The sequence below is a fragment of the Streptomyces sp. NPDC040405 genome, assembly GCF_055595765.1.
Window position 1 is genome coordinate 1017699 of sequence record NZ_JBVIVI010000002.1, and the last position, 22257, is coordinate 1039955.

Annotated in this window: 22 protein-coding genes; 13 read left to right on the forward strand and 9 right to left on the reverse strand. The window is 72.7% G+C overall.

The window, feature by feature from the left end; genetic code table 11:
* Positions 1-43: 43 nt before the first annotated feature.
* The 3 genes from lon to ACZ59A_RS11980 all read left to right on the forward strand — a co-directional run bounded on the left by lon (position 44) and on the right by ACZ59A_RS11980 (position 3821).
* A complete protein-coding gene (gene lon / locus ACZ59A_RS11970) occupies positions 44-2452 on the forward strand; it encodes an endopeptidase La (RefSeq protein ID WP_470956853.1) in 2409 nt (802 codons plus the stop codon).
* Between the two features lie 144 nt (positions 2453-2596).
* Complete coding sequence (locus ACZ59A_RS11975) at positions 2597-3178, forward strand: Uma2 family endonuclease (protein ID WP_468054314.1); 582 nt, start codon at positions 2597-2599, stop codon at positions 3176-3178.
* Positions 3179-3269: 91 nt separating this feature from the next.
* Positions 3270-3821, forward strand: coding sequence for an NAD(P)H-dependent oxidoreductase (locus ACZ59A_RS11980; RefSeq protein WP_470956855.1), 552 nt, complete (start codon positions 3270-3272; stop codon positions 3819-3821).
* 68 nt (positions 3822-3889) lie between these two features.
* Here ACZ59A_RS11980 and ACZ59A_RS11985 read toward each other — a convergent pair whose 3' ends face one another.
* Positions 3890-4468: a TetR/AcrR family transcriptional regulator gene (locus tag ACZ59A_RS11985; RefSeq protein WP_470956858.1), complete on the reverse strand. Its 579-nt coding sequence runs from the start codon at positions 4466-4468 to the stop codon at positions 3890-3892.
* A gap of 150 nt (positions 4469-4618) precedes the next feature.
* Complete coding sequence (locus ACZ59A_RS11990; RefSeq protein ID WP_470956861.1) at positions 4619-5494, reverse strand: lysozyme; 876 nt, start codon at positions 5492-5494, stop codon at positions 4619-4621.
* A gap of 210 nt (positions 5495-5704) precedes the next feature.
* On the opposite strand from ACZ59A_RS11990, the gene ACZ59A_RS11995 reads away from it, so the two are divergent.
* The gene (locus ACZ59A_RS11995; RefSeq protein ID WP_468054322.1) at positions 5705-6238 is read left to right on the forward strand and encodes a MarR family winged helix-turn-helix transcriptional regulator; all 534 of its coding nucleotides are present in this window, start codon (positions 5705-5707) and stop codon (positions 6236-6238) included.
* A 116-nt stretch (positions 6239-6354) separates the two neighbouring features.
* On the opposite strand, the gene ACZ59A_RS12000 is transcribed toward ACZ59A_RS11995, so the two are convergent.
* The gene (locus ACZ59A_RS12000; RefSeq protein WP_470956864.1) at positions 6355-7125 is read right to left on the reverse strand and encodes a hypothetical protein; all 771 of its coding nucleotides are present in this window, start codon (positions 7123-7125) and stop codon (positions 6355-6357) included.
* Positions 7126-7443: 318 nt separating this feature from the next.
* Here ACZ59A_RS12000 and ACZ59A_RS12005 point away from each other — a divergent pair, with 318 nt between their 5' ends.
* The 5 genes from ACZ59A_RS12005 (at position 7444) to ACZ59A_RS12025 (ending at position 13344) form a co-directional block, all read left to right on the forward strand.
* Complete coding sequence (locus ACZ59A_RS12005) at positions 7444-10461, forward strand: sensor histidine kinase (protein ID WP_470956865.1); 3018 nt, start codon at positions 7444-7446, stop codon at positions 10459-10461.
* Positions 10458-10943, forward strand: a complete 486-nt coding sequence (locus ACZ59A_RS12010) for a roadblock/LC7 domain-containing protein (RefSeq protein ID WP_468054328.1) — start codon at positions 10458-10460, stop codon at positions 10941-10943. Before ACZ59A_RS12005 ends, ACZ59A_RS12010 begins: the two co-directional genes overlap by 4 nt.
* A complete protein-coding gene (locus tag ACZ59A_RS12015) occupies positions 10940-11365 on the forward strand; it encodes a DUF742 domain-containing protein (RefSeq protein ID WP_470956867.1) in 426 nt (141 codons plus the stop codon). The genes ACZ59A_RS12010 and ACZ59A_RS12015 overlap by 4 nt, the downstream gene beginning before the upstream one ends.
* 4 nt (positions 11366-11369) lie before the next feature.
* Entirely contained in the window at positions 11370-12011 is a 642-nt protein-coding gene (locus ACZ59A_RS12020; protein ID WP_468054332.1) for a GTP-binding protein, read from the forward strand.
* A 76-nt stretch (positions 12012-12087) separates the two neighbouring features.
* The gene (locus ACZ59A_RS12025; RefSeq protein WP_470956870.1) at positions 12088-13344 is read left to right on the forward strand and encodes a styrene monooxygenase/indole monooxygenase family protein; all 1257 of its coding nucleotides are present in this window, start codon (positions 12088-12090) and stop codon (positions 13342-13344) included.
* A gap of 8 nt (positions 13345-13352) precedes the next feature.
* Here the strand turns inward: ACZ59A_RS12025 and ACZ59A_RS12030 are convergent, their stop codons facing one another.
* From ACZ59A_RS12030 to ACZ59A_RS12045, 4 genes are all read right to left on the reverse strand, one after another.
* A complete protein-coding gene (locus ACZ59A_RS12030) occupies positions 13353-14603 on the reverse strand; it encodes a C40 family peptidase (protein WP_470956872.1) in 1251 nt (416 codons plus the stop codon).
* Between the two features lie 159 nt (positions 14604-14762).
* Positions 14763-15029 carry a hypothetical protein gene (locus ACZ59A_RS12035; protein ID WP_470956875.1) on the reverse strand — a complete coding sequence of 89 codons (267 nt, stop codon included), beginning with the start codon at positions 15027-15029 and terminating at the stop codon, positions 14763-14765.
* On the reverse strand, positions 15026-15817 hold the full coding sequence (locus ACZ59A_RS12040; protein ID WP_470956877.1) for a TetR/AcrR family transcriptional regulator: 792 nt from the start codon (positions 15815-15817) through the stop codon (positions 15026-15028). Before ACZ59A_RS12040 ends, ACZ59A_RS12035 begins: the two co-directional genes overlap by 4 nt.
* Positions 15818-15900: 83 nt before the next feature.
* On the reverse strand, positions 15901-16827 hold the full coding sequence (locus ACZ59A_RS12045) for an AurF N-oxygenase family protein (protein WP_470956880.1): 927 nt from the start codon (positions 16825-16827) through the stop codon (positions 15901-15903).
* Positions 16828-16944: 117 nt separating this feature from the next.
* Between ACZ59A_RS12045 and ACZ59A_RS12050 the strand changes: the two genes are divergently transcribed.
* Complete coding sequence (locus tag ACZ59A_RS12050) at positions 16945-18054, forward strand: ferritin-like domain-containing protein (protein WP_470956883.1); 1110 nt, start codon at positions 16945-16947, stop codon at positions 18052-18054.
* Between the two features lie 26 nt (positions 18055-18080).
* Here ACZ59A_RS12050 and ACZ59A_RS12055 read toward each other — a convergent pair whose 3' ends face one another.
* Positions 18081-18617, reverse strand: coding sequence for a hypothetical protein (locus ACZ59A_RS12055; RefSeq protein WP_470956886.1), 537 nt, complete (start codon positions 18615-18617; stop codon positions 18081-18083).
* 87 nt (positions 18618-18704) lie between these two features.
* On the opposite strand from ACZ59A_RS12055, the gene ACZ59A_RS12060 reads away from it, so the two are divergent.
* The 3 genes from ACZ59A_RS12060 (at position 18705) to ACZ59A_RS12070 (ending at position 21195) form a co-directional block, all read left to right on the forward strand.
* On the forward strand, positions 18705-19547 hold the full coding sequence (locus ACZ59A_RS12060) for an isocitrate lyase/PEP mutase family protein (RefSeq protein ID WP_470956888.1): 843 nt from the start codon (positions 18705-18707) through the stop codon (positions 19545-19547).
* A 260-nt stretch (positions 19548-19807) separates the two neighbouring features.
* Positions 19808-20320 carry a GNAT family N-acetyltransferase gene (locus tag ACZ59A_RS12065; RefSeq protein ID WP_470956891.1) on the forward strand — a complete coding sequence of 171 codons (513 nt, stop codon included), beginning with the start codon at positions 19808-19810 and terminating at the stop codon, positions 20318-20320.
* Positions 20320-21195, forward strand: coding sequence for a carbohydrate deacetylase (locus tag ACZ59A_RS12070; protein ID WP_470956893.1), 876 nt, complete (start codon positions 20320-20322; stop codon positions 21193-21195). The genes ACZ59A_RS12065 and ACZ59A_RS12070 overlap by 1 nt, the downstream gene beginning before the upstream one ends.
* On the opposite strand, the gene ACZ59A_RS12075 is transcribed toward ACZ59A_RS12070, so the two are convergent.
* Entirely contained in the window at positions 21162-22202 is a 1041-nt protein-coding gene (locus tag ACZ59A_RS12075) for a LysR family transcriptional regulator (RefSeq protein ID WP_470956896.1), read from the reverse strand. The two genes, ACZ59A_RS12070 and ACZ59A_RS12075, sit on opposite strands and share 34 nt — an antisense overlap.
* Positions 22203-22257: the final 55 nt, after the last annotated feature.

Genomic DNA, 22257 nt, shown 5'->3' on the forward strand with positions numbered 1-22257 from the left:
CATTGAGTCTGCATAGCTCAACTTGCCTGCCTAAGGGGAGATCATGGCTTCGCTGTCCACACCGCTCACCCTGCCCGTGCTGCCCCTCGACGACGAGGTGGTGCTGCCCGGCATGGTGGTGCCGCTGGACCTTTCCGACACCGACGTTCGCGCCGCGGTGGAGGCCGCGCAGGCCGCCGCGCGGTCCGACGGCGGGAAACCACGGGTGCTGCTGGTGCCGCGCGTCGACGGGACGTACGCGGGCATCGGCACGCTCGGCACCGTCGAGCAGGTGGGGCGGCTGTCCGACGGTGATCCGGGGGCGCTCATCCGCGGGGTGCGGCGGGTGCGGGTGGGGGCCGGGACCACCGGGCCCGGGGCCGCGCTCTGGATCGAGGGCACCACGGTCGAGGAGATCGTTCCGGATCCGCTGCCCGGTTCCGTCACCGAGCTGATGAAGGAGTACAAGGCGCTGGCCACCAGCTGGCTGCGCAAGCGCGGCGCCTGGCAGGTCGTGGACCGGGTGCAGCAGATCGACGACGTCTCGCAGCTCGCCGACAACTCCGGATACTCGCCCTTCCTCAGCGTCGCCCAGCGCGTGGAGCTGCTGGAGACCGCCGATCCGGTGGCCCGGCTCAAGCTGGCCGTGTCCTGGCTGAGCGACCACATGGCCGAGCAGGACGTGGCCGAGTCGATCGCCAAGGACGTCCAGGAGGGCGTCGACAAGCAGCAGCGCGAGTTCCTGCTGCGGCGGCAGATGGAGGCCGTGCGCAAGGAACTGGCCGAGCTGAACGGCGATCCCGAGGACGAGTCCGACGACTACCGGTCCCGGGTCGAGGCCGCCGAGCTGCCCGAGAAGGTGCGCGAGGCGGCGCTGAAGGAGGTCGACAAGCTGGAGCGGGCCAGCGACCAGAGCCCCGAGGGCAGCTGGATCCGCACCTGGCTGGACACCGTTCTGGAGCTGCCGTGGAACGAGCGCACCGAGGACGCGTACGACATCCAGGGCGCCAAGGCGGTGCTCGACGCCGACCACGCGGGCCTGGCGGACGTGAAGGAGCGGATCACCGAGTACCTGGCGGTGCGCAAGCGCCGCGCCGACCGCGGCCTCGGGGTCGTGGGCGGCCGGCGCGGCGGGGCCGTGCTGGCGCTCGTCGGTCCGCCCGGCGTCGGGAAGACCAGCCTCGGCGAGAGCGTGGCGCGCGCGATGGGGCGGAAGTTCGTCCGGGTCGCGCTCGGCGGCGTCCGCGACGAGGCGGAGATCCGCGGCCACCGGCGTACGTACGTGGGCGCGCTGCCCGGCCGGGTCGTACGGGCCATCAAGGAGGCGGGCTCGATGAACCCGGTGGTCCTCCTGGACGAGGTCGACAAGGTCGGTTCCGACTACCGAGGCGACCCGGCCGCGGCCCTGCTGGAGGTCCTGGACCCGGCGCAGAACCACACCTTCCGGGACCACTACCTGGAGGTCGAACTCGACCTGTCCGACGTGGTCTTCCTGGCCACGGCCAACGTCCTGGAGGCCATTCCGGAAGCGCTGCTGGACCGCATGGAGCTGGTGCGGCTGGACGGCTACACGGAGGACGAGAAGGTCACCATCGCCCGCGACCACCTGCTGCCCCGGCAGCTGGAGCGCTCCGGTCTGGAGCCGGGCGAGGTCGAGGTGGCGGACGAGGCGCTGCGCAAGCTCGCCGGGGAGTACACCCGGGAGGCGGGCGTACGGACCCTGGAGCGCTCCATCGCGCGGCTGCTGCGCAAGGTGGCGGCCCAGCACGAGCTGGGTGAGCGCGAACTGCCCTTCACCGTCGGGGCGGAGGAGCTGCGTCCGCTGATCGGGCGGCCGCACCACACCCCGGAGTCCGCACAGGACCCCGCCGAGCGCCGCACCTCCGTCCCCGGAGTGGCGACCGGGCTCGCGGTGACGGGCGCGGGCGGCGACGTGCTGTACGTGGAGGCGTCGCTCGCGGACGCCGAGGCGGGCGGCGCGGGGCTGACCCTCACCGGCCAGCTGGGCGACGTCATGAAGGAGTCTGCCCAGATCGCCCTGTCGTTCCTGCGCTCCCACGGCGCGGAGCTGGAGCTTCCGGTCGGCGACCTGAAGGAACGCGGCATCCACCTCCACGTACCGGCGGGCGCGGTGCCCAAGGACGGCCCGAGCGCGGGCATCACCATGACCACCGCGCTGGCCTCGCTGCTGTCGGGCCGCCAGGTGCGGCCGGACGTGGCGATGACGGGCGAGGTCTCGCTGACCGGGCGGGTGCTGCCGATCGGCGGCGTCAAGCAGAAGCTGCTGGCGGCGCACCGGGCCGGGGTGACCACCGTGATCATCCCCAAGCGGAACGAGCCGGACCTGGACGACGTGCCCGCGGAGGTCCTGGCGAAGCTCGACGTTCACCCGGTCTCGGACGTCCGCCAGGTCCTGGAGCTGGCTCTCCAGTCCGCCTCGGCGAGCACCCCGGAGGTCCCGGTGGCGGCGTGACGGACGCCGCCGGTGACCGTGGCCCGGAACCCCGTGTCGAACGGGATTCCGGGCCACGCGTGACCTGGCGCCGTGCGTATCGTTGGACTAACCGCTCGCGCGCGTTCTCGGTGTGCGGCGGGGAGGAGCGGCACAGTGACCGTCATGCCGATTGACAGGATCGAGATGGCCGACAGCGACGAACTCAGCCTGGACGCGTTGTTCGACTGGTTGGAGCGGAGCCACGTCCCCGAGGGCTACAAGGTCGAGGTCGTCGAAGGGGCCGTCTTCATGTCACCACAACGGACCGTGCACTGGCGCATCATCCGTCGCATCGTGCGGGCGCTGGAAGACCGCTTCGGCGTGGATGTGAATGTGCTGTCGGACGTGCGGATCGACTTCCCCGGAGAGGGGAACGGCTTCGCCCCTGACGTCGTCAAGCTCGCGGATGCCGCCCAGATGGCCTCCCCCGGCGGCTGGCGGCACCAGGACGTCGAATTCGTCGCCGAGGTGATCTCCAAGGACACGGCGAGGAACGACTACGGACCGAAGAAGCTGGCCTACGCGACGGCCGGGGTGCCCGTCTATCTGATTGTCGACGCGTACACCGGCAGGTGTCACGTCTTCACCGAGCCCAAGGACGGCGACTACCTCACCGAGTTGACCGTCTCCTTCGGCGGGGAACTCGATCTGACCGACACCGTCGTGGGGCTGACGCTCAAGACCGACGAGTTCCCCCGGGACTGATACGAGAGCAGGCAGACAGGTCTGTCTGGTAGCTTTGGCGGCGAACCAGACAGACCTGTCTGTTCGTTTATCGCTCTCGCGGAGGAAAGCCGTGCGCACTCTCGTCGTCCTCGCCCACCCCGACCTCGCCGCCTCCCGCGTCAACGCCGCCCTCGCCGAGGCCGCCGGGCCGGTGGACGGCGTCACGCTGCACGACCTGTACGCCACCTACCCGGACCTGCTCCTCGACGTCGAGCGGGAGCAGCGGCTGCTGCTGGAGCACGACCGGATCGTGCTCCAGTTCCCCTTCTACTGGTACTCGGCGCCGCCGCTGCTGAAGAAGTGGCTGGACGAGGTGTTCCTGCGCGGCTTCGCGTACGGCTCGAACGGCACCTCGCTGCGCGGCAAGGCGCTGCTCGTCGCCACCACGACGGGGGCGTCGGAGGAGATGTATCGCCCCGAGGGGTTCAAGCGCTTCACGGTCGCCGACCTGCTGGTCCCCTTCGACGCGACCGCGAACATCACCGGCATGCGGTACGAGGAGCCGTTCGTCGTCCATGGCACCCACGGGCTGGACGACGCGGCGCTCGCCGCGCATCAGGAGCGCTACCGCGCGCTGCTGGCATCCCGGGTGCTGAGGGAACGCGACCTCGCCGTCGCGTGACGCCCAATAAAGAAACGAAGGGCCCGGCCGCATCGCGTGCGGCCGGGCCCTGAGTCGTCTCCGGGGAGCTACACCCGCGCCGGGCACGCCTCCGTGACCAGCTCCCGCGCGGCCTCCCGCGCCGCCTCCGCGAACTCCGGCCGGGGCTCCAGCGCCGCCGCGGCCATCGCGCCGTCGACGAGGAGCGAGATCCGGAGGGCGAGCTGCGCGGGGTCGGCGGCCCCGGCCGCCTCGGCCAGTTCGGTCAGCCAGGCCCGTACGGCGCGCTTGTGCTCGGCCGTCGCGGTGTGCGAGTCGCTGCCCGGCTCGGTCTCGCCCGCGGTCCTGATGAACGCGCAGCCGCGGAAGCCGTCCCGCAGGGTCGCCGCGCTCAGCGCGTCGAAGAGGCCGGTGAGCTGGTCGCGCGGATCGGGCCCGGCCGCCTCGGCGGCCTGGGCCAGCGCGCCGCGCCAGTGGGTGTCCGCCTGGCGCAGATAGGTCAGGACGAGGTCGTCCTTGCAGCGGAAGTGGGAGTAGAGCGTCGCCTTGGCCACGCCCGACTCGGCGATGATCCGGTCGACTCCGACGCCCCGGATGCCGTGCGCGTTGAACAGCTCCGTGGCGGTGGACACGATCCGCTCGCGGGCGGATGGCCGGGCGCTGCTCATGGTGACGCTCCTCGGGTGGGGCAGGGGCGCGGCCGGAGGGTACGGCCGACGCCCTCCAGCGTACAGACAGACCTGTCCGTGCACCGGAGGGCGAGGAGCGCCGGGGGTGGCCGCCGGGTGTGGGGGGTGGGCGGCTCAGCGGTCGTGGTCTCAGCCGTTGGCGAGCGCCTTCAGCCGGTCGATCGCGCCGTTGAACAGGTTGTGGTCGCCGACCGTCGGGCCGGAGGAGGTGTACTGCCAGATGGTGTGGAAGCCCCAGCCCGCGGGCAGCTCGCCGACGGAGGAGCCGTAGCGCGGGATCCACAGCGGGTTGACGGCGCCGAAGGCGCTGGAGTTGCCGGTGCAGCTCTTCCACCAGCTGGTGGAGGTGTAGATCACCGGATCGCGCCCGGTGCGCGCTTTGTAGGTGCTGGTGAAGTCCTTGATCCAGCTGACCATCGCGCTGGCGCTCTTGCCGTAGCAGGTGGCGCCGTACGGGTTGTACTCCATGTCCAGCGCGCCCGGCAGCGTCTTGCCGTCCTTGCTCCAGCCGCCGCCGTGGTCGACGAAGTAGTTGGCCTGGGCGGCGCCGGTGGAGTTGTCCGGCAGTGCGAAGTGGTACGAGCCGCGGATCATGCCGACGTCGTACGAGCCGGTGTACTGCTGGGCGAAGTACGGATTGGTGTAGCTGGTGCCCTCGGTCGCCTTGACGTAGGCGAACTTGACCCCGCTGCTCCAGAGGGTCGACCAGGCGACGTTGCCCTGGTGGCTGCTGACGTCCACGCCTTCGACGGTGGCGAGCAGATCGGACGGCGGTTCACCGGACGTGGAGCCGCCCTCGTGTTTGAGGATCTGCGAACCCGCCCAGTCGTCCTCGGGGTGGGGGATGGCCTTCGTGCCGCCGTCCACGGCCGGATCGTCGCTGTCGGCGAACGCGGGGCCGGACAGCGCGAGGGTCGCGGTCAGGAGGGCGGTGAGGAGGGCGGCGAGCAGGCCGGTCAGCGCGCTGGGGGTGCGCCGGGTCGGGCCGGATCTGTGCACAGGCATGGCGTGCCTCCGAAGCCTCGGTGGGGGGAGCGGGGAAGACATGCGGTTGGGATGGCCATGTCATAAATGACGCTACGGGCGTAGATAGCGAGGGGGAAGAGCCGGAGCGGGCTGCCGTTGGTCTAATCCTGCGAAATACTGGTGGAGCTGCGGTAACAGCCGTGCGTGCAAGAAAGTTTCACGATGTGAAAACCCGGAGAGGGCTCTGACGTGCACAACAACGGGGCAACGCCCCCCGAGGAGGGTGCGGGCGGCACCTTGGGCGGAATTGGTGTAGACCACGCGTTCCTGGCGCTGGAGCGCGAATTGGCGGTCTTCCTCCGCCGCGCCCGCGCCTCCTCGGGCGAATTGGCCCGCGAGGTCCACCCCGATCTGGAGTCCGCCGCGTACGGACTGCTGATGCGCCTGGAGGACGCGGGGGAGCAGCGTGCGACGGACCTGGCGGCCTATATCGGCGTGGGCAAGGCGACGATGAGCCGTCAGCTGCGCGCGCTGGAAGGGCTCGGACTGGTGACCCGGGCGCCCGACCCGGCGGACGGCCGGGCCTTCCTGGTGCAGCTCACGGACGAGGGCCGGGCCCGCTTCCGGCGGGTCCGGGTCGCCCGGCGCGCGCGGTACGCCCGCCGCCTCGCCGCCTGGGAGCGCAGCGAGGTCGCCGAACTCGCGCGGCTGCTGCACCGGTTGAACAGTACGCAGGAAGCCGACGAGCCCGGGCAGGCGGCCCGCGTGGAGCGGGACCAGTAGGGCGCTCATGTACGTCAGGATCCGCGAGCCGCGCGGATCCGGCGACGTGGGTGTGGCGACTGCGCTACGCGTCCCCTGAATGAGCGGGTGTCAGACCCCTGCGGCCCCTGCCGTGGCTACGGCTCGACGAGCACGGCCGCCGCGTCGTCGTGGGCCTTGCCGCGCGGGAAGGCCGTCCGGTCCGGGTCGGCCCGCTCCGCCGCCCGCACCCGGTCGATCAGCGCCTGCGGCCCCTCCTTGCGCAGCAGCCCGAGGCAGGCGGCCCAGTCGCCCTCGCGGAACACCTCGACCCAGCGCGACGCGCCGTCGGTGAGGGCCGCCAGGGCCCGTACCTCCGTGCGCGGCAGGCTGCCGGTGACCGCCTTGGCGGTGACCGCCGGATCGGCCGCGGCGGTGAAGAAGCCGCCCTCGACGTTGCGCAGCGGGCCGACCCGCCGCCCCTCGGCGCGCAACCGGTCGATGCGGTCGTCCAGCACGGCCGTCACCCCGCCCCCGGTCCGCTCGATGAGCAGGGCGGAGTCGGAGAGCACCAGGTACTCGACCCGCTCCACGTCCCAGCGCGCCACGACCACGGTCGCCTGGGGAGTGAGGGGGTGAGAAAGGTCACAAGTTGAACTATGTGCCTCGGCGGTGCGCGCGATGGCGTACGCGAGGCAGTCGGCCGGTGACGTATCCGGGCGCGAGCCGGTCAGTTCGAGCAGCGCGCCGCCGAGCCGGGCGGTGTACCAGGGCACGCCGTGGGCGCATCCGGAGTCGCCCTCGGGCGGGGTCACCCCGTCCAGCACCACGAGCGCGCCGCCGTGTCCGGACGCGGGCAGGGCCACGGACGCGTAGTCCTCGTTGGGGCGCCGCGGATCGCCGGGGGCGGTCGCGAGTTCGATGCGCATGCCGTCATTCTGCCGCTCACACCTCGTGCGGGTGCGGGCAGGGGGATGCGCATCCTGCCAGGACGGGCAAGCGTTTTCCAGCCCGTGAAATTCGGCCGCCGGGTATGGTCCGTGACGAAAGTTGGTGCTCAACTACGCAATGCGGTTCACTCGTTCGGGTGGGCCGAGTGGGTGATGCGTACCCGCTCCGGAGCCGTCCCTGGAAGGGTCGGAATCCCCACCGGAGGTGGGGAAACGCAATGTTGATCCGTCGTCACCTCCGGAACCACAAGCGGTCTGGAACCACAGCGGTCGGGCGAGAAAAGATGGTGAGCACCGGTGCGGAAGAAGCGGCTTCGCGGCACCCAGCGCGAGCACATCAGTGAGCCCCGCGAGCAGCACGAGCAGGAGACGGCCGGGGCTGCTCCGAAAGCCTTAGCGCCACAGCCGCCGCGGGGGCGCCCCGCGCGCGTCCGCAACCGGCTGACCGCGTCCGTCGCCCTCGTCTCCGTCGCCGTCCTCGCCGCCGGGGCCCCCGCCGTCCTCAGCGCCCTCGACGACGCCACCGAGGCCCAGCGGCTGGTCGACCTCGCCGAGGCCAACCGCGGCACGGTGACCCTCGCGCACTCGCTCGCCGACGAACGCGACGCCATGACCGCGTTCGTCGCCGCGGGCCGCACCACCACCGCGGGCGGAGGCGTCTCCGAGGACCAGCGCGCCCGCGTCGACCGGCAGGTCGCGGAGGTGCGCGGCCAGGTCCCGGCCGCCCTCGCCGCGCGCTTGAGTACCCTCCCCGAGATCCGTCAGCAGGCCCTGACCGGCAAGGGGTCCTCGCTCGACGTCTTCGACGCGTACACCGAGGCCGTCCAGGCGCTGAACCGGGTCGCCGACACCCTCGCCCGCAAGCTACCGGCCGATGCCGACACCGGTCCCGCCCCCGCGCTCGCCCCGCTCGGCCGCGCCGTGGAGGAGGCGTCCGCCACCCGCGGGCTGCTGCTCGCCGCGCTCGCCGACCCCGGCGGCCAGTCCCGGCTGACCACCGCCGCCCAGCGCACCGAGGTGCGCGAGCAGTCCGCGCTCGCCGACTTCCACCAGCTCGCCCCGGCCTCCGCGCGCGACGCCTACGGCCGCACCGTCAACGGCACCGAGGTCACCACCGCCGAGCGCTACCTCGACCGGCTCACCGATCAGCCCCAGCTCTCCGGCCAGGAGCTGGCCGTCGACAAGACCCGCCTCGAAGCGGCGCTGACCGCCCGCATCGACCGGATGCGCGGGGCCGAATCGGCGCTCGCCTCCACCGAGATCACCCGGCTCGGGCAGCTGCGCGACGACGACGTCACCGCCCTCGAAGTGAGCATCGCCCTGGCCGGTGCCTGTCTGCTGCTCGCCCTCGGCACCAGCATCCACAGCGCCCGCTCGATGACCCGCCCGCTGGCCGCGCTGCGGCTCGGCGCCCGCCGGGTCGCAGCCGACCCGGCCGCCGAGGGCCAAATCGCCTACAAGGGCCGTAACGACGAGTTCGCCGACGCCGTACGGGCTGTCAACGAGCTCCACCGGGCCGCACTGCGCCACCACGAGCACCTGGCCGAGCTGCGCGGCGACCACACCCGGCTGGCCGGTGAGCGGCAGCGGCTGGCCGACGAGGCCGCCGAGCTGCGCGCCGAACGGGACGCGGTCGCCACCCGGCTGGAGGGGCTGCGCGCCCGGGTCCACAGCAGCTTCGTCAACCTGGCGCTGCGCAGCCTCGGGCTGATCGAGCGCCAACTGGCGATCATCGAGTCCATGGAGGAGCAGGAGCAGGACCCCGACCGGCTCGAAACGCTCTTCCAGCTCGACCACCTCGCCACCGGCATGCGCCGCTACGGCGAGAACCTGCTGATCGTCGCGGGCTCCGAGCACCAGGCGAACCATCCAGGGCCGGTGCCCCTGCTGGACGTGCTGCGCGCCTCGATCAGCGAGGTCGAGCGGTACGACCGGGTGCACCTCCAGTCGCTGCCGCCGCACGCCCAGGTCGCCGGGTTCGCGGCCGACAGCATCAGCCATCTGATCGCCGAACTGCTGGAGAACGCCACGACGTTCTCGCCGCCGGACGTCGGGGTGCAGGTGTCCGGCTGGCTGCTGGAGAGCGGCGAGGTCATGCTCTCCGTCCAGGACGAGGGCATCGGCATGACGCCCGAGCGCCTCACGGAGCTGAACGAGCGGCTCGCCGACCCGGTCCCCGAGTACTGCCAGGGCCCGCAGCCGGACGATCCACTGGGGCTCGGCCTGTACGTGGTGACCCGGCTCGCCGCACGGCACGGCGTACGGGTGTCGCTGCGCGAGCAGCAGCCGGGCGGCGGGGTGGCCGCCGTCGTCGTCCTGCCCACCAGGATCCTCCCGTCGGGCCCGCCCGGCGCCGGACTCCCGCCCGCCCCTCCCGCCACCACCGGCCTGCCCGCCTTCCCGGGCGCCGCGGCCGAGGCCAACGGCAACGCCCTCCCGTCCCACGACCGTCCGGGCGCCCCGGCCGGAGCGGGGGCCGGAGCCGGTGCCAGTGCCGCCGCCGCGGCCGCCGAGGCGGAGGGCCCGGCCGGTACGGAGGTCCCGGGCGTACCGGGCCAGCGCCGCCCGGAGCCGACCGCCGAGGAGCCGGACCCGGCGCCCCAGGCGCCCGCCGCGCCCGCCGCGCAGGACCCGGGCCCCGAGACGGTGTCGTGGGCCGCCCCCGGCGAGGCATGGGCGGACGCCGCGGACGAGGACCCGTACCTCATGGAGCCGACCCCGCCGCGCGGGCATCCGGCCCCGGGCGCGACGGGGGAGGAGCTGCCGGTCCTGCCGAAGCGCACCCCGAAGACGCCCAGGGCCGACGACCCCGCCGAGCCCGCCACTCACGCCCCGCCCGCCGCCGAGCGCACGATGGAGCTGACCGTGCCCGGCGCCGAGCAGGCGTTCGACAGCCGCGCCGTACGGCCCGCGAGCGCGGACGCCTGGGGCCCGGCCGAGCCGGAGCGGGAGCCGGAGCAGGGCGAGGAGCAGGAGCAGGAGCCGCGGGACGAGCCCGCCAACCCGTACGCGATCGGCCCCGACCAGCACTCGCACGCCCCGGAGCCGACCGGCGAACTGCCCCGCACCGGCAAGGGACTTCCCAAGCGGACACCGCGGAACGTGGCCCGCCGCGACCCCGACCCGCAGGAGCGCACGGGGTCGGTGAACGCGGAGGAATTGCGGCGTAGGCTGGGCGGGTTTCAGCGCGGCGCACGGGACGGCCACCGGGACGCGGAGGCCGAGATCGCCGCTCGCGGCACGGCCGGGCAGCGGGGCACGGCGCCAACGGGGGCGCAGGACGGGGGCGGCACGGTTGAGGAGGCACGCGGGTGAATGCGCCCAGTAGTACGTACGGGTTGAGTCCTCAGGCCCGTAATCTGCACTGGCTGCTGTCGAGCCTGGTCGAGGAGGTGCCGGGCGTCCGCTCGGTGGCCGTCGTCTCGTCCGACGGGCTGATGCTGCTGTCCTCCGACGCGCGGCACACCGCCGCCCCCGCGGGCCCGACGGTCCAGGACGGCCCGAAGGGCTCCACCGCGGACCTCGCGACCATCGTGTCGGGGCTGGGCAGTCTGACGCTCGGCGCGGCGAAGCTGATGGACGGCGGCGGCGTCAAGCAGACGGTGGTGGCGATGGACGAGGGCAGTCTCTTCGTCATGTCGATCAGCGACGGTTCGCTGCTCGGGGTGCACGCCACCCCGGACTGCGACATGTCCGTCGTCGCGTACCACATGGCGCTGTTCGTGGGCCGGGCCGGGCATGTGCTCACCCCCGAACTGCGTTCCGAACTACGGAGGTCGATGGAGTCGGCGCAGTGACGGCAGGGTCCGGCCGGGCCGCTCGCAGACCGGCCCGGGTGCGCCCGTATTCGCTCACCGGCGGGCGCACCCGCTCGGGGCATGTGCTGCTGGTGGAGACGTTCGTGGCCTCGCTGGAGCCCGCGGACGGCCCGGTGGACGGACCGCTGGATCCGGCGCCGGGCGCGGCGCGGGAAGCCGCACCGGGCGGTCCGGGGGCGCGGATGCTGCCGGAGATACGGGCCATCATCGAGCTGTGCCGCAGGATGCGTTCGGTCGCGGAGGTCTCCGCGATGCTCAAGATTCCGCTGGGCGTGGTGCGCGTCCTGCTCAGCGACCTCGCCGACCAGGGAAAGATCCGTGTGTACGGCACCGGGCGGGGCCCGGGACAGCCGGATCGCGCGTTGCTCGAAAGGGTGCTCGTTGGACTTCGCAGACTCTGAGACGATGACGGTGACGCCGCCGCATGTGTCGGAGATACCCGGCGCCGGTATACCCGGGGCCGAAGAACGGCTGCAGAGCTGGCAGACGGACCGCTCGCGGGCGCCGATTGCCACGAAGATAGTGATAGCGGGGGGTTTCGGCGTCGGGAAGACGACGTTCGTGGGCTCGGTCTCGGAGATCACTCCGCTGCAGACCGAGGCCCTGATGACACAGGCCAGTGAGGACGTGGACGACCTCGGCGCGACGCCGGAGAAGCTGACCACGACCGTGGCGATGGACTTCGGGCGGATCACGCTCGAATCCGATCTGGTGCTCTATCTCTTCGGCACCCCGGGCCAGCAGCGGTTCTGGTTCATGTGGGACGACCTGATGCGCGGGGCGATCGGGGCGGTCGTGATGGCCGACACCCGGCGGCTGGAGGACAGCTTCCCGGCGCTGGACTACTTCGAGAGTCTCGGCCTGCCGTATGTGGTGGCGGTCAACCACTTCGAGGGGACCCCGCTCTACGGCCCCGAGGACGTCCGGGACGCGCTCTCCGTATCGCCCGGGGTACCGGTGGTGACCATGGACGCGCGGCAGCGGGTCGCGGCGGTGGACGCGCTGCTCGCGCTGGTGGGGCACGCCGTTGACGTGTCACCCGGGTGAACTAACCTCGGCTCCGCTCGCGGAATGGAATGTCCCGTTCCTTTTCCTGTCCTGAGCCTGAGAGAGAGCCACCGTCATGCGGAAGATACTCATCGTCGGAGCCGGGCAGTCCGGTCTCCAACTCGCCCTCGGCCTCCAGTCCGAGGGCTACGAGGTCACCTTGATGGCCAACCGCACGGCCGACGAGATCCGCTCCGGGCGCGTCATGTCCACGCAGTGCATGTTCCGCACCGCGCTGCAGCACGAGCGCGACCTGACGCTCAACTTCTGGGAGGGGCAGGCGCCGCGCATCGAGGGCCTCGGCGTGTCCGTCGCCGGACCGCCGACGCCCGAGGGGCCCCACTCCCGCGCCGTCGACTGGGTCGGGCGGCTCGACGGATACGCCCAGTCCGTCGACCAGCGGGTCAAGATGGCCGGGTGGCTGGAGCTGTTCGAACAGCGCGGCGGCCGACTGGTCATCCATGGTGTTTCCGTCTCCGACCTGGACTTCTTCACCCAGAGCCACGATCTGGTGCTGGTGGCCGCGGGCAAGGGCGAACTCGTCTCGCTCTTCGGCCGCGACGCCGCCCGCTCCCCGTACGACACCCCGCAGCGCACGCTGGCCGTCGCTTACGTGCACGGGCTGGACCCGCGCCCCGAGCACCCCGACCACGACGCGGTGCGCTGCAATCTGGTCCCCGGCGTCGGCGAGCTGTTCGTCATGCCGGCCCTCACCACCAGCGGGCGCGCCGACATCCTCTTCTGGGAGGGCGTCCCGGGCGGTCCGGCCGATGTCTTCCAGGGCGTCACCGACCCGTCCGAGCACCTGGCCCGCACGCTGGAGCTGATGGAGCGGTTCACCCCGTGGGAGTACGCGCGGGCCACCAAGGTCGAGCTGACCGACGCGGGCGGCACGCTCGCCGGTCGGTACGCCCCGACCGTACGCAACCCGGTCGGCGAACTGCCCGGCGGCGGCCTGGTCCTCGGCGTCGCCGACGTCGTGGTCGCCAACGACCCGCTCACCGGCCAGGGCTCCAACTCGGCCGCCAAGTGCGCAGCCTCCTACCTGGACAGCATCGTGGCCCACGGTGACCGGCCGTTCGACGCCGCGTGGATGCGGGACACCTTCGACCGCTACTGGGCCACCGCCCGGCACGCCACCAAGTGGACCAACGCGATGCTCGCCCCGCCGCCCGGGCACATCGTGGAGCTGCTCGGCGCGGCGGGCGGCCTGCCGCCGGTGGCCGACCGGATCGCCAACGGCTTCGACGACCCGTCCGACTTCGAGCGCTTCTTCTACGAGCCGGACAAGGCCGCGGCCTACCTCTCGTCCGTGGCCGCCGGATCCTCCTAGGGGGTGACCTAGCGCCGGGCCGCGCCCGGACGGACCACGCCCTGCACCGGATTGGACGCCAGCGCCGAGAGCCGCACCGTGGTGCCGGGCCGGGGCGCCTGCACCACCTGGCCGCCTCCCGCGTAGATCGCCACATGGCTTGCGCCCTTGTTGTAGATCACCAGGTCACCGGGGCGGATCTGGCTGAGCGAGATCCTCGGCAGCCGTCGCCACTGCTCCTGGCTGGTGCGCGGGATGACCCGTCCGGCGTGCGCCCACGCCTGGGAGGTCAGCCCCGAGCAGTCGAAGGAGTTCGGCCCTTCGGCGCCCCACACATACGGTTTGCCGATCTGGTTGAGCGCCCACCGCAGCGCCCGCTGCCCGGCCGACGCCGAGGCCATCGGGAGGCGGCCCGGTGTCTTCGGCACGGAGGGAGTGGTGGCCGTGCCCCCTGCCGGGGCGCTCGGGGTCTGGGCGGCGCCCGAGTCCTGGCCGCCGCCGGTGTCCTGGCCGCCGCCCGTGTCCGCGCCCTGGTCCTGACCGGGGTCCGGGAGGGGCGGCGGGGCGGCGGCGCCCTGGGCCCGGCGACCGCCCAGCGCCCCGGAGGCGACCAGCTTGCGCTGCGCCTTGTCGGTCTCCTCGCGCTCCTTCTCCGCCACCTGGGTGATCTGGCGGGCGGTCAGCGAGGCGAGCATCTTCTCGATCTTCGTGAGCCGCTTTTTCACCTTGTCGCGCTGTTTCTTCTTCTTCGCGCTCAGCGACAGCTGCTTGTCCAGGGCGGCCCGGGCCTTGGTGGCGAGGGCGTCGGCGTGCCGCTCGCCCTTGATCAGCCGCGCCACGACGGCGGCCTCGCGGCCCGCCGCCCGGTCCAGCTCGCGCGCCTGGTCGACGGCCTTCTCCGGGTGCGGGGTGAGCAGCGTCAGCAGGAAGGTGTACGTGGAGAGCTGGGTGTGGCCCTGGTACTGCTGGCGGGCCAGCCGCCCCGCGTCCTGGCGGCTGTCGGCCAGGTCGGTGCGGCTGTGGGCGAGGTCGTCGGTCAGCTTCCGGGTCTTCGAGCGCTGTTTGCGCAGCTTCTCCTCGGTCGCGTTGTACGCCTCGGTCGCCTCCTCGGCCTTCCGGTACAGCGTCTTGAGCTGGGTGAGCAGCCCGGCGACGGACCGGTCGGCGGGACGGGCGGAGGGCTGGACGGGGGCGGCCGTGGCCGCCGGGACGGGCGGGACGAGCGCGGCGGCCGCGGTGATCGCTGCCGCGCAGACCGAGCCTACGATCCGTCCTGACACGGGCTCACACCTCCGGCTGCGGGAACAGGGTCCGACGACTACCTCAGCAGGAACGTGGCGCGACAGTCGTATCTTCGGGAGAATGATGGGCGAGTCGGCTCAATACGGTCACCCGTGCGGAGGGCGGTCGCGGCTGGCGGAGCGGCTTTCGGGCACGTCTCAGCCCGGCTTGGACCACGGCCACTTCGGTCCGCTGCCCGGCCTGCCCTCCGGGTCGTACTCGTAAGCCCAGCCCCGGATCAGCCCCAGCCGCCGGGTCGTGCCCACCGGGACGCGGCGGTAGACGTACACGGTCGGCGGTCCACCGGCGTCGTCCGGGACCGGGACCTCGTACGTCTTCGGCGGCTGTCCCGTGGCGCCGACCAGCACCGACAGCACCCGGCCGTCCAGCGGCCCGCCGACGAACGGCGTCTCCTCGCTTCTCACAGCAGGTGCCGCGCCGCGCCGAACACCGGCGCCACGCGCCGCGCCAGCGCGCCCACCGGGCCCTGCGCGGGCTCCGCGGCGAGCGCCGCCCGTATCACCCGGGCCGCCTGCGGATCGGTCGCCGCGGTGGCGGCCAGCAGGGCCACGAAGTGGTCCACCAGCCAGTCCCGCAGCTCCCGGGCCGACGGCTGCTTGTCCTCGTCCAGCCAGATCAGCGAGGCCGCCTCGACCGCCGTGATCCAGGTGCGCACCATCATCCGCAGCCGGGCGCCGGGTTCCTCGGCGGGTTCCTCGGCCGCCAGATGCCGCAGGATCTGCTCGGCCGCGGCCCGCCGCACCTCGTCCACTATGGCGCTCGTCCGCGAGGTCTCGGCCACGCTGCCGCCGTGCAGCAGTGCGCTGAACCCCGCGTCGTGCTCGTCCACGAAGGTGAGATAGCGGTCCAGCACGTTGGCCAGGCGGCCGCTGAGCGGGCCGGTCCGCGGCTCCTCGAAGCACCCCTCCAGCTCATCGGCCGCGCTGCGCAGCGCGGCCTCGTACAACTGCTGCTTGCCGCCGGGGAAGTAGCGGTAGACGAGCGGGCGGGAGGCACCGGCGGCCGAGGCGACGTCGTCCAGCGACACGTCCTCGGGCACGTGGTGGGCGAACAGGCCGAGCGCGGCGGTGATCAGTTCGGCGCGCCGCGCCTCGACGCTGAGCCTGCGGTACGTCCCGCGGCGCACGGTGGCCGGGGGCGCCGGGGTCGCCCGGTCCGCGTCCGCCGGGGCGGTGCCACTGCTCGTCGTCATGCCTGGCAGCGTAACCGCACCCGGGCGGATGGCGCGGGGCGGCCCGTTGACGGAGGCGCCTCGCGGCCCGCCGGCGAAGCCCCCTACAGCAGGCCGCTGCTCTGCCACAGCCTGCGGCCCACGCCGCGCAGCACCCCGACGTCGTCGAGGAATTCGGTCAGCCGCCGGGCGCCGCCGCGCATCACCTCGCGGCGGTGGCCGCTCGCCCGCACCTGGGCGACGGCCGCCCGCCGGTCGAGGCCGACATCCGTGTACACCTGAGGGTTGACGAAGGCGAGCGAGAAGAGCCGGGCGAACTCGCCCGAGCCGACGCGGGTCAGCTCCTTCTCCCAGCGCGGCGCCCGTACCATCTGGCGGCGCAGCTCCTCCCGGGCGTACCGCACATGGCGCGCCTCCTCCACCACATGGATCCGGGTCACGCCGCGCACCAGCGGCTGGACCCGCTCATCGGGGAACGTCAGCCGCTGCATCCAGTCCAGCACCTCCTCGCCGAGCAGGGTGGCGGTGAACGAACCGGGCGTGGTGGAGCACGTCTTGAAGAACCGGCCCACGTTCTGGTGGAGCCGGGACACCGGGTACGCGGGGGTGCCGCCCTTGGCGATCAGCCGGGCGAACATCTGGGAGTGGCGGCACTCGTCGGCGATTTCGGTGAGCGCGTAGCGGACGTGGGCGCTGGTCGGGGACTTGTCGTAGATGTGCCGGGTGAGCAGCTGGATCAGGATGATCTCGAACCAGATGCCGAGCGAGGCCAGCGCCGCGGCCTCGTGCCGCGCCAGCAGCATCCGCTGCTCCTCGGGCATCCGCCGCCACATCGGGGTGCCGTAGAGGGAGACCAGCTCCGGCGGCCAGAACCACTTGTCCGGCTCGTGCGGGGCGTCCCAGTCCAGCTCGGTGTCGGGGTCGAACGAGTGCCGGGCGGAGGCCAGCAGCAGCCGCTCCGCCACCTGTTCCCGGTCCCTGAGGAGCCCGAGCGCGTCCCGGGACGCGGCTGATGCGGTCGCGGTCGTCATCGCTGGAGACACCTCGGAGGAATGGTCGCGGCTGGACACCCCTTATGAGACTCTGTGTCAGCAAGCCCGTCAATCCCCCGCGGAAGTGTTGGTGCGCAGCGAGGCGAAGGAGACGCCGTGTCGACGCAGGAGCTGTACTCCATGGACCCCGGCGACCCGATGTGGCAGGTGCCCGCCGCCGGTGCCGCCCGGTTCAGCTGGGAGTACGACGACCACCGGTCCCGGCTGCTCGCCCTGTACCAGAAGGGCAAGGACAAGCAGTGGGACGCGACGAAGCGGATCGACTGGGACCTGGAGGTCGACCCGTACGACCCGCTCGGCACCCCCGACGAGGCCCTGGCCCTCTACGGCACGCCCCACTGGGACCGGATGTCCGAGCGGGAGCGGGCCGAACTGCGCCGCCACGCCGCCTCCTGGCAGTTCAGCCAGTTCCTGCACGGCGAACAGGGCGCGATGGTGTGCGCCGCCCGCATCGTAGAATCGGCGCCCGACCTCGACGCCAAGTTCTACTCCGCCACCCAGACCATGGACGAGGCCCGCCACGCCGAGCTGTACGGCCGCTTCCTGCACGAGAAGATCGGCCTGCTCTACCCGATCAACGACAACCTGCAGGCGCTGCTCGGCGACACCCTCCGCGACTCCCGCTGGGACATGGCCTATCTGGGCATGCAGGTCCTCATCGAGGGCCTGGCGCTGGCCGCCTTCGGCCTCATCCGCGACACCACGGACAAGCCCCTGCCGAAGCAGCTCCTCGCCTACGTCATGCAGGACGAGGCCCGCCACGTCGCGTTCGGCCGGATGGCGCTGCGCGACTACTACCGCGACCTGACCGACGCGGAGCTGCGCGAGCGCGAGGAGTTCGTCATCGAGGGCTGCTACCTCATGCGCGACCGGCTGCGCGGCGTCGAGATCATGGAGAACCTGGGCATCCCGAAGGCCGAGGCCGAGGAGTACGCCGAGCGCTCCCCGTACCTCCACATGTTCCGCAAGCTGCTCTTCAGCCGCATCGTGCCGTGCGTGAAGGACATCGGCCTGTGGGGCGAACGCCTCCAGCGCGCCTACGTCGACATGGGCGTCCTGGAACTCGGCGACAGCAATCTGGACCTGCTGATGAACCAGGACGAGGAAATCGCCCAGCGGCTGGACGCCGAGCGCTTCGCCGCCGAGGAGGCCGCCCGGACGGGCGAGGTGGAGGAGGCCATCGCGCAGGGCGCGGCCGAGGACTGAGGCGGCTCAGCCGTCGCCGGAGGGGCTCAGACGCCGGCCGGGCGGGCCGGGCGGATGGCCTCGGCGGCCGCTGAGGCGAATCCGGCGAGGGCGCGGGGGCAGCGCCAGCGGGATTCCACCTCGGCGGGGGAGAGTTCGCCGGAGTCGGACCCGCCGGACCGCTCGGCGAGCTCGTCCCAGGACACGTCCTCGCTCGCGGGGTCGCCGATCAGCTCCAGGGCGGTGGGGAAGCCCTCCAGCTGTCCGATGTCGAGGCCCTCGTCACTCGGGTGCCCCGGATGGCCGCAGGGCGCCTGCGCTCCGTCCGCCGCGACGGCGCGCAGCGCGGCGGCGGTCCGGTCCGCGAGGCCGGGGGCCGAGTGCCACATCACGTGCCCGTACATCAGCACCAGCCCGAGGGCCGGGAACGCCACTTCGGCGGAGCCGGTGCCGTGCGCCGCCCGGGCCGCTTCGAGCCGGTCCACGCACGCGGTCACCACCGCGTCGATCTCCTCGTCCTCGCCCAGGTAGTAGCCGTGGTGGATGCACTCGTAGTCGTCGATCAGGTCCTGCAGCTCATTCATGATCGCTGCGACGCGTTGTCGGTGGCGTGTGGTTCCCTCGGTGCTACGAGCGTCGCCTGCCGTTCCGCCGCCGAGAGGACCCGCCCCATGACCACCCGCCGCCCCGCCGCCGCCTTCCGCCGCCTCCACGACGACCGCACCGGCTTCCTGATGCCGAACGCCTGGGACGCCGGGAGCGCGATCGTGCTGGCGGAGGCGGGGTTCGAGGCGCTCGCGACGACCAGCGCCGGGATCGCCTTCTCGCTGGGCAGGCCCGACCACACCATCCCGGAAGGCGGCAAGGCGGTCTCCCGGGCCGAGATGTTCGACCGCGTCCGCCAGATCACCGAGGCCGTGGACCTGCCGGTCAACGGCGACCTGGAGGACGGGTACGGGGCGGAGCCCGAGGCGGTCGCCGAGACCATCCGGCTGGCCGTCGACGCGGGCCTCGCGGGCGGCAACATCGAGGACTTCGCGGACGGCGCCCTGTACGACGAGGAGCTGGCCGTCGCCCGGATCGCCGCCGCCCGCGAGGCCGCGGACGCGGGCGGCACCGGCTTCGTCGTCACCGCCCGCACCGACGGCCTGATGCTGCGCTCCCCGGACCCGCTCGCCGACGCGATCCGGCGCGCGGGCCGTTACCGGGAGGCGGGCGCGGACTGCCTCTACGTACCGGGCGTCAACGACCTCGCGAGCATCACCACCCTGGTGAACGAGATCGACGGCCCGCTCAACGTCGTGATGGGCCTCGGCGCCACCAGCCTCACCGCCGACGCCCTGCGCTCCGCCGGCGTCGCCCGCCTCAGCCTCGGCGGCAGCATCGCCCGCGCCGCGCTGGGCTTCGTACGGGACAGCGCCCGGGAGCTGCGGGAGCGGGGGACGCTGACGTTCGCCGAGACCCAGATCCCGCAGGGCGAGCTGAACGAGCTGTTCGCCCGAGACCGCCCCTGACCCGTTCTTGGGCGCGGTTTCCCCGTCGGATCGCCTCTCCGGCCAGGGTGTTTCGCGCCATGTGGCGGGGACGTGACCGCTCCAACACCGGTCCGTTACCCGGGTTTTGCTAGGTTCTTGATCACCGCCACCGGAAAGGCCGAGGTCATGTGGGGATGACTCGGGCCGGGGGCGGGTTGTGTGATGGAACGGCCAAAGGGTGCTCTCCACGGCGGTGGGGGGCACCCCTTTGTCAGGCCGATCCGGAGGATGATGGTGGGGTGCGGATTCGAACGAGCACCATCGAGGAACTTCCCCAACTCCAGGACATAGAGCGCGCCGCGGGACGGTGCTTCCGGGACATCGGGATGGACGAGATCGCCGACGACGAGCCGCTGACCCTGGCCGAGCTGGAGCGCTATCAGCGCGCCGGGCGGGCCTGGGTCGCGGTGGACGGCACGGACCGGGCCATGGCCTACGTGATCACCGACCCCGTCGACGGGAACACGCACATCGAGCAGATCTCGGTGCACCCGGACAGCGCCCGCCGCGGAGTGGGCCGGGCGCTGATCGAGCACGTCGCGGCGCGGGCCGCCGCCGACCGCGTACCCGCCCTGACCCTGACCACCTTCGTGGACGTGGCGTGGAACGCCCCCTACTACGCGGCCCGTTGCGGCTTCCGGACGCTGACGGAGGACGAACTGACCCCCGGGCTGTGGCAGATCCGCCGCAGCGAGGCCGGGCACGGGCTGGACCGGTGGCCACGGGTCTGCATGCGAAGGGACACCCGCTGATGGGCCCCGCCGACCCGATGGACCCCGCGCCCCCGGCCACCTCCACCGAGCTGCTCGGCCTGGCAGCCGACGCCCGCGCGCTCCTGGTCAACGCCGACGACTTCGGGATGTACCCGGCCGTCAACACCGCCGTCGTCGAGGCCATCGAGGACGGCATCGCGGCGTCGTGCAGCCTGATGGTGCCGTGCCCGGCGGCGCCGCACGCCATGGAACTGCTGCGCGAGCGGCCGCACATCCCCTTCGGCATCCACCTCACCCTCGTCCGCGACCTGCCCCGCCTCCCCTGGGGACCGCTGTCGCCGAAGGAGCGGGTGCCCTCGCTGCTGAACGGGGCGGGGGAGCTGTACGACCCCGCCGGGATCCCGGAACTGCGGGCCCGGGCCCACCCGGCGGAGGTCGAGAGCGAGTTCCGCGCCCAGATCGAAGCCGTACTGGACGCCGGACTCGCACCCGCCCACCTGGACTGGCACTGTCTGGCCGACGGCGGCCGCGAGGACATCCGCGACCTGACGCTCGCACTGGCCGCGGAGTACGGCCTGGCGGTACGGATCTGGCTCGATCCCGCGCGGCGCACGCTGCGGCGGCGCGGGCTGCCCGCCCTCGACCACCCGTTTCTGGACAGCTTCAGCCTCGCCCTCGACGGCAAGGCGGCCCGGTACGCCCAGTTGCTGCGCGACCTGCCGCCCGGGCTCAGCGAATGGGCCGTACACCCGGGGCTGGACGACGCGCACGCCCGGGCGGCCGACCCCGGCGGCTGGCCGGTCCGCAGCACTGACCACGCCTTCCTGACCTCACCGCAGGCCCGCGACATCCTCCGAGAGGAGGGCATCGCGGTGGTCGACTACCGGGCGCTGCAGCGGATCTGGGCTGCCTGAAAGGGGGCTGCCTGGAAGGGGGCTGCCTGGAAGGAGGCTGCCTGAAAGGGGGCGACGCACAGCTCGTCCACGGCCCGCCGCAGCGCCCGTATCCGCGCCGTCTCGCCGCCCCGCCGCCACACCAGGCCGAGCATCGAGTCCGGCAGCCCCGCCACCGGGAGGGACGTGATGTCGCGGCGGCCGTGGTACTCGGCGGTCGGCGCGCACAGCAGCATCCCGCCCCGGCCCGCCGCGACCGCCGTCAGCCCCTCCTGGAGGGTGCGCACCCGCGGGCCGCGGGGGATCGGACGGCCGCCGGGGGTGACGGGCGGGGCCATGAACTCCCGCCAGTAGCGGGGCGCGGGATCCGACGGGGCGACGAGCGGGCAGTCGGCCAGCTCCTCGGCGTCCACCGCGCCCGCGCCGTCCACCGTGCCCGTGCCGCCCACCGTGCCTGCGCCCGTACCCATGCCCGCACGCCCGCCCCGCCCCGCGAGCCGGTGCCCGGCGCGGACCACCAGCGTCTGCGGCTGCCGGGAGAACACCGGACCGAGGACCAGATCCGGTTCCTCGACCGGCAGACAGACGATCGCCGCGTCCACCTCACCGCCCCGCACCGCGCCGAACGGATCCGCCATCGGGATCTCCACGGTCTCCGGTTCGCAGCCCGGATGCCGGTCCCGGAAGGCCGCCAGCGCGGCCATCACCCGCTCGTCGGCGGCACCTTGGAAGCCGACGCGCAGCACGCCCGTGAGGCCGCGCGCCGCGCCCCTGGCGCCCTCGACCGCCCCGGACAGCGCGTCGTACGCGGGCCGCAGTTCGGCCAGGAACCGCTCGCCCAGCGGCGTCAGCCGCACCCGTCGGCTGGTGCGGTCCAGCAGCCGGGCACCGATCCGCCCCTCCAGCGCGCGCAGCAACTGGCTGACCCTGCTCTGCGATACGTACAGCCGCTCCGCCGCGCGGCCGAAGTGCAACTCCTCGCTGAGCGCCAGAAAACACTCCAATTCGCGCATTTCCAGCCCGGACATCGGCCTCCCTCCACTGATCCATGAGTCCCGCTCATAGAAGACTGAAGACTTCGGC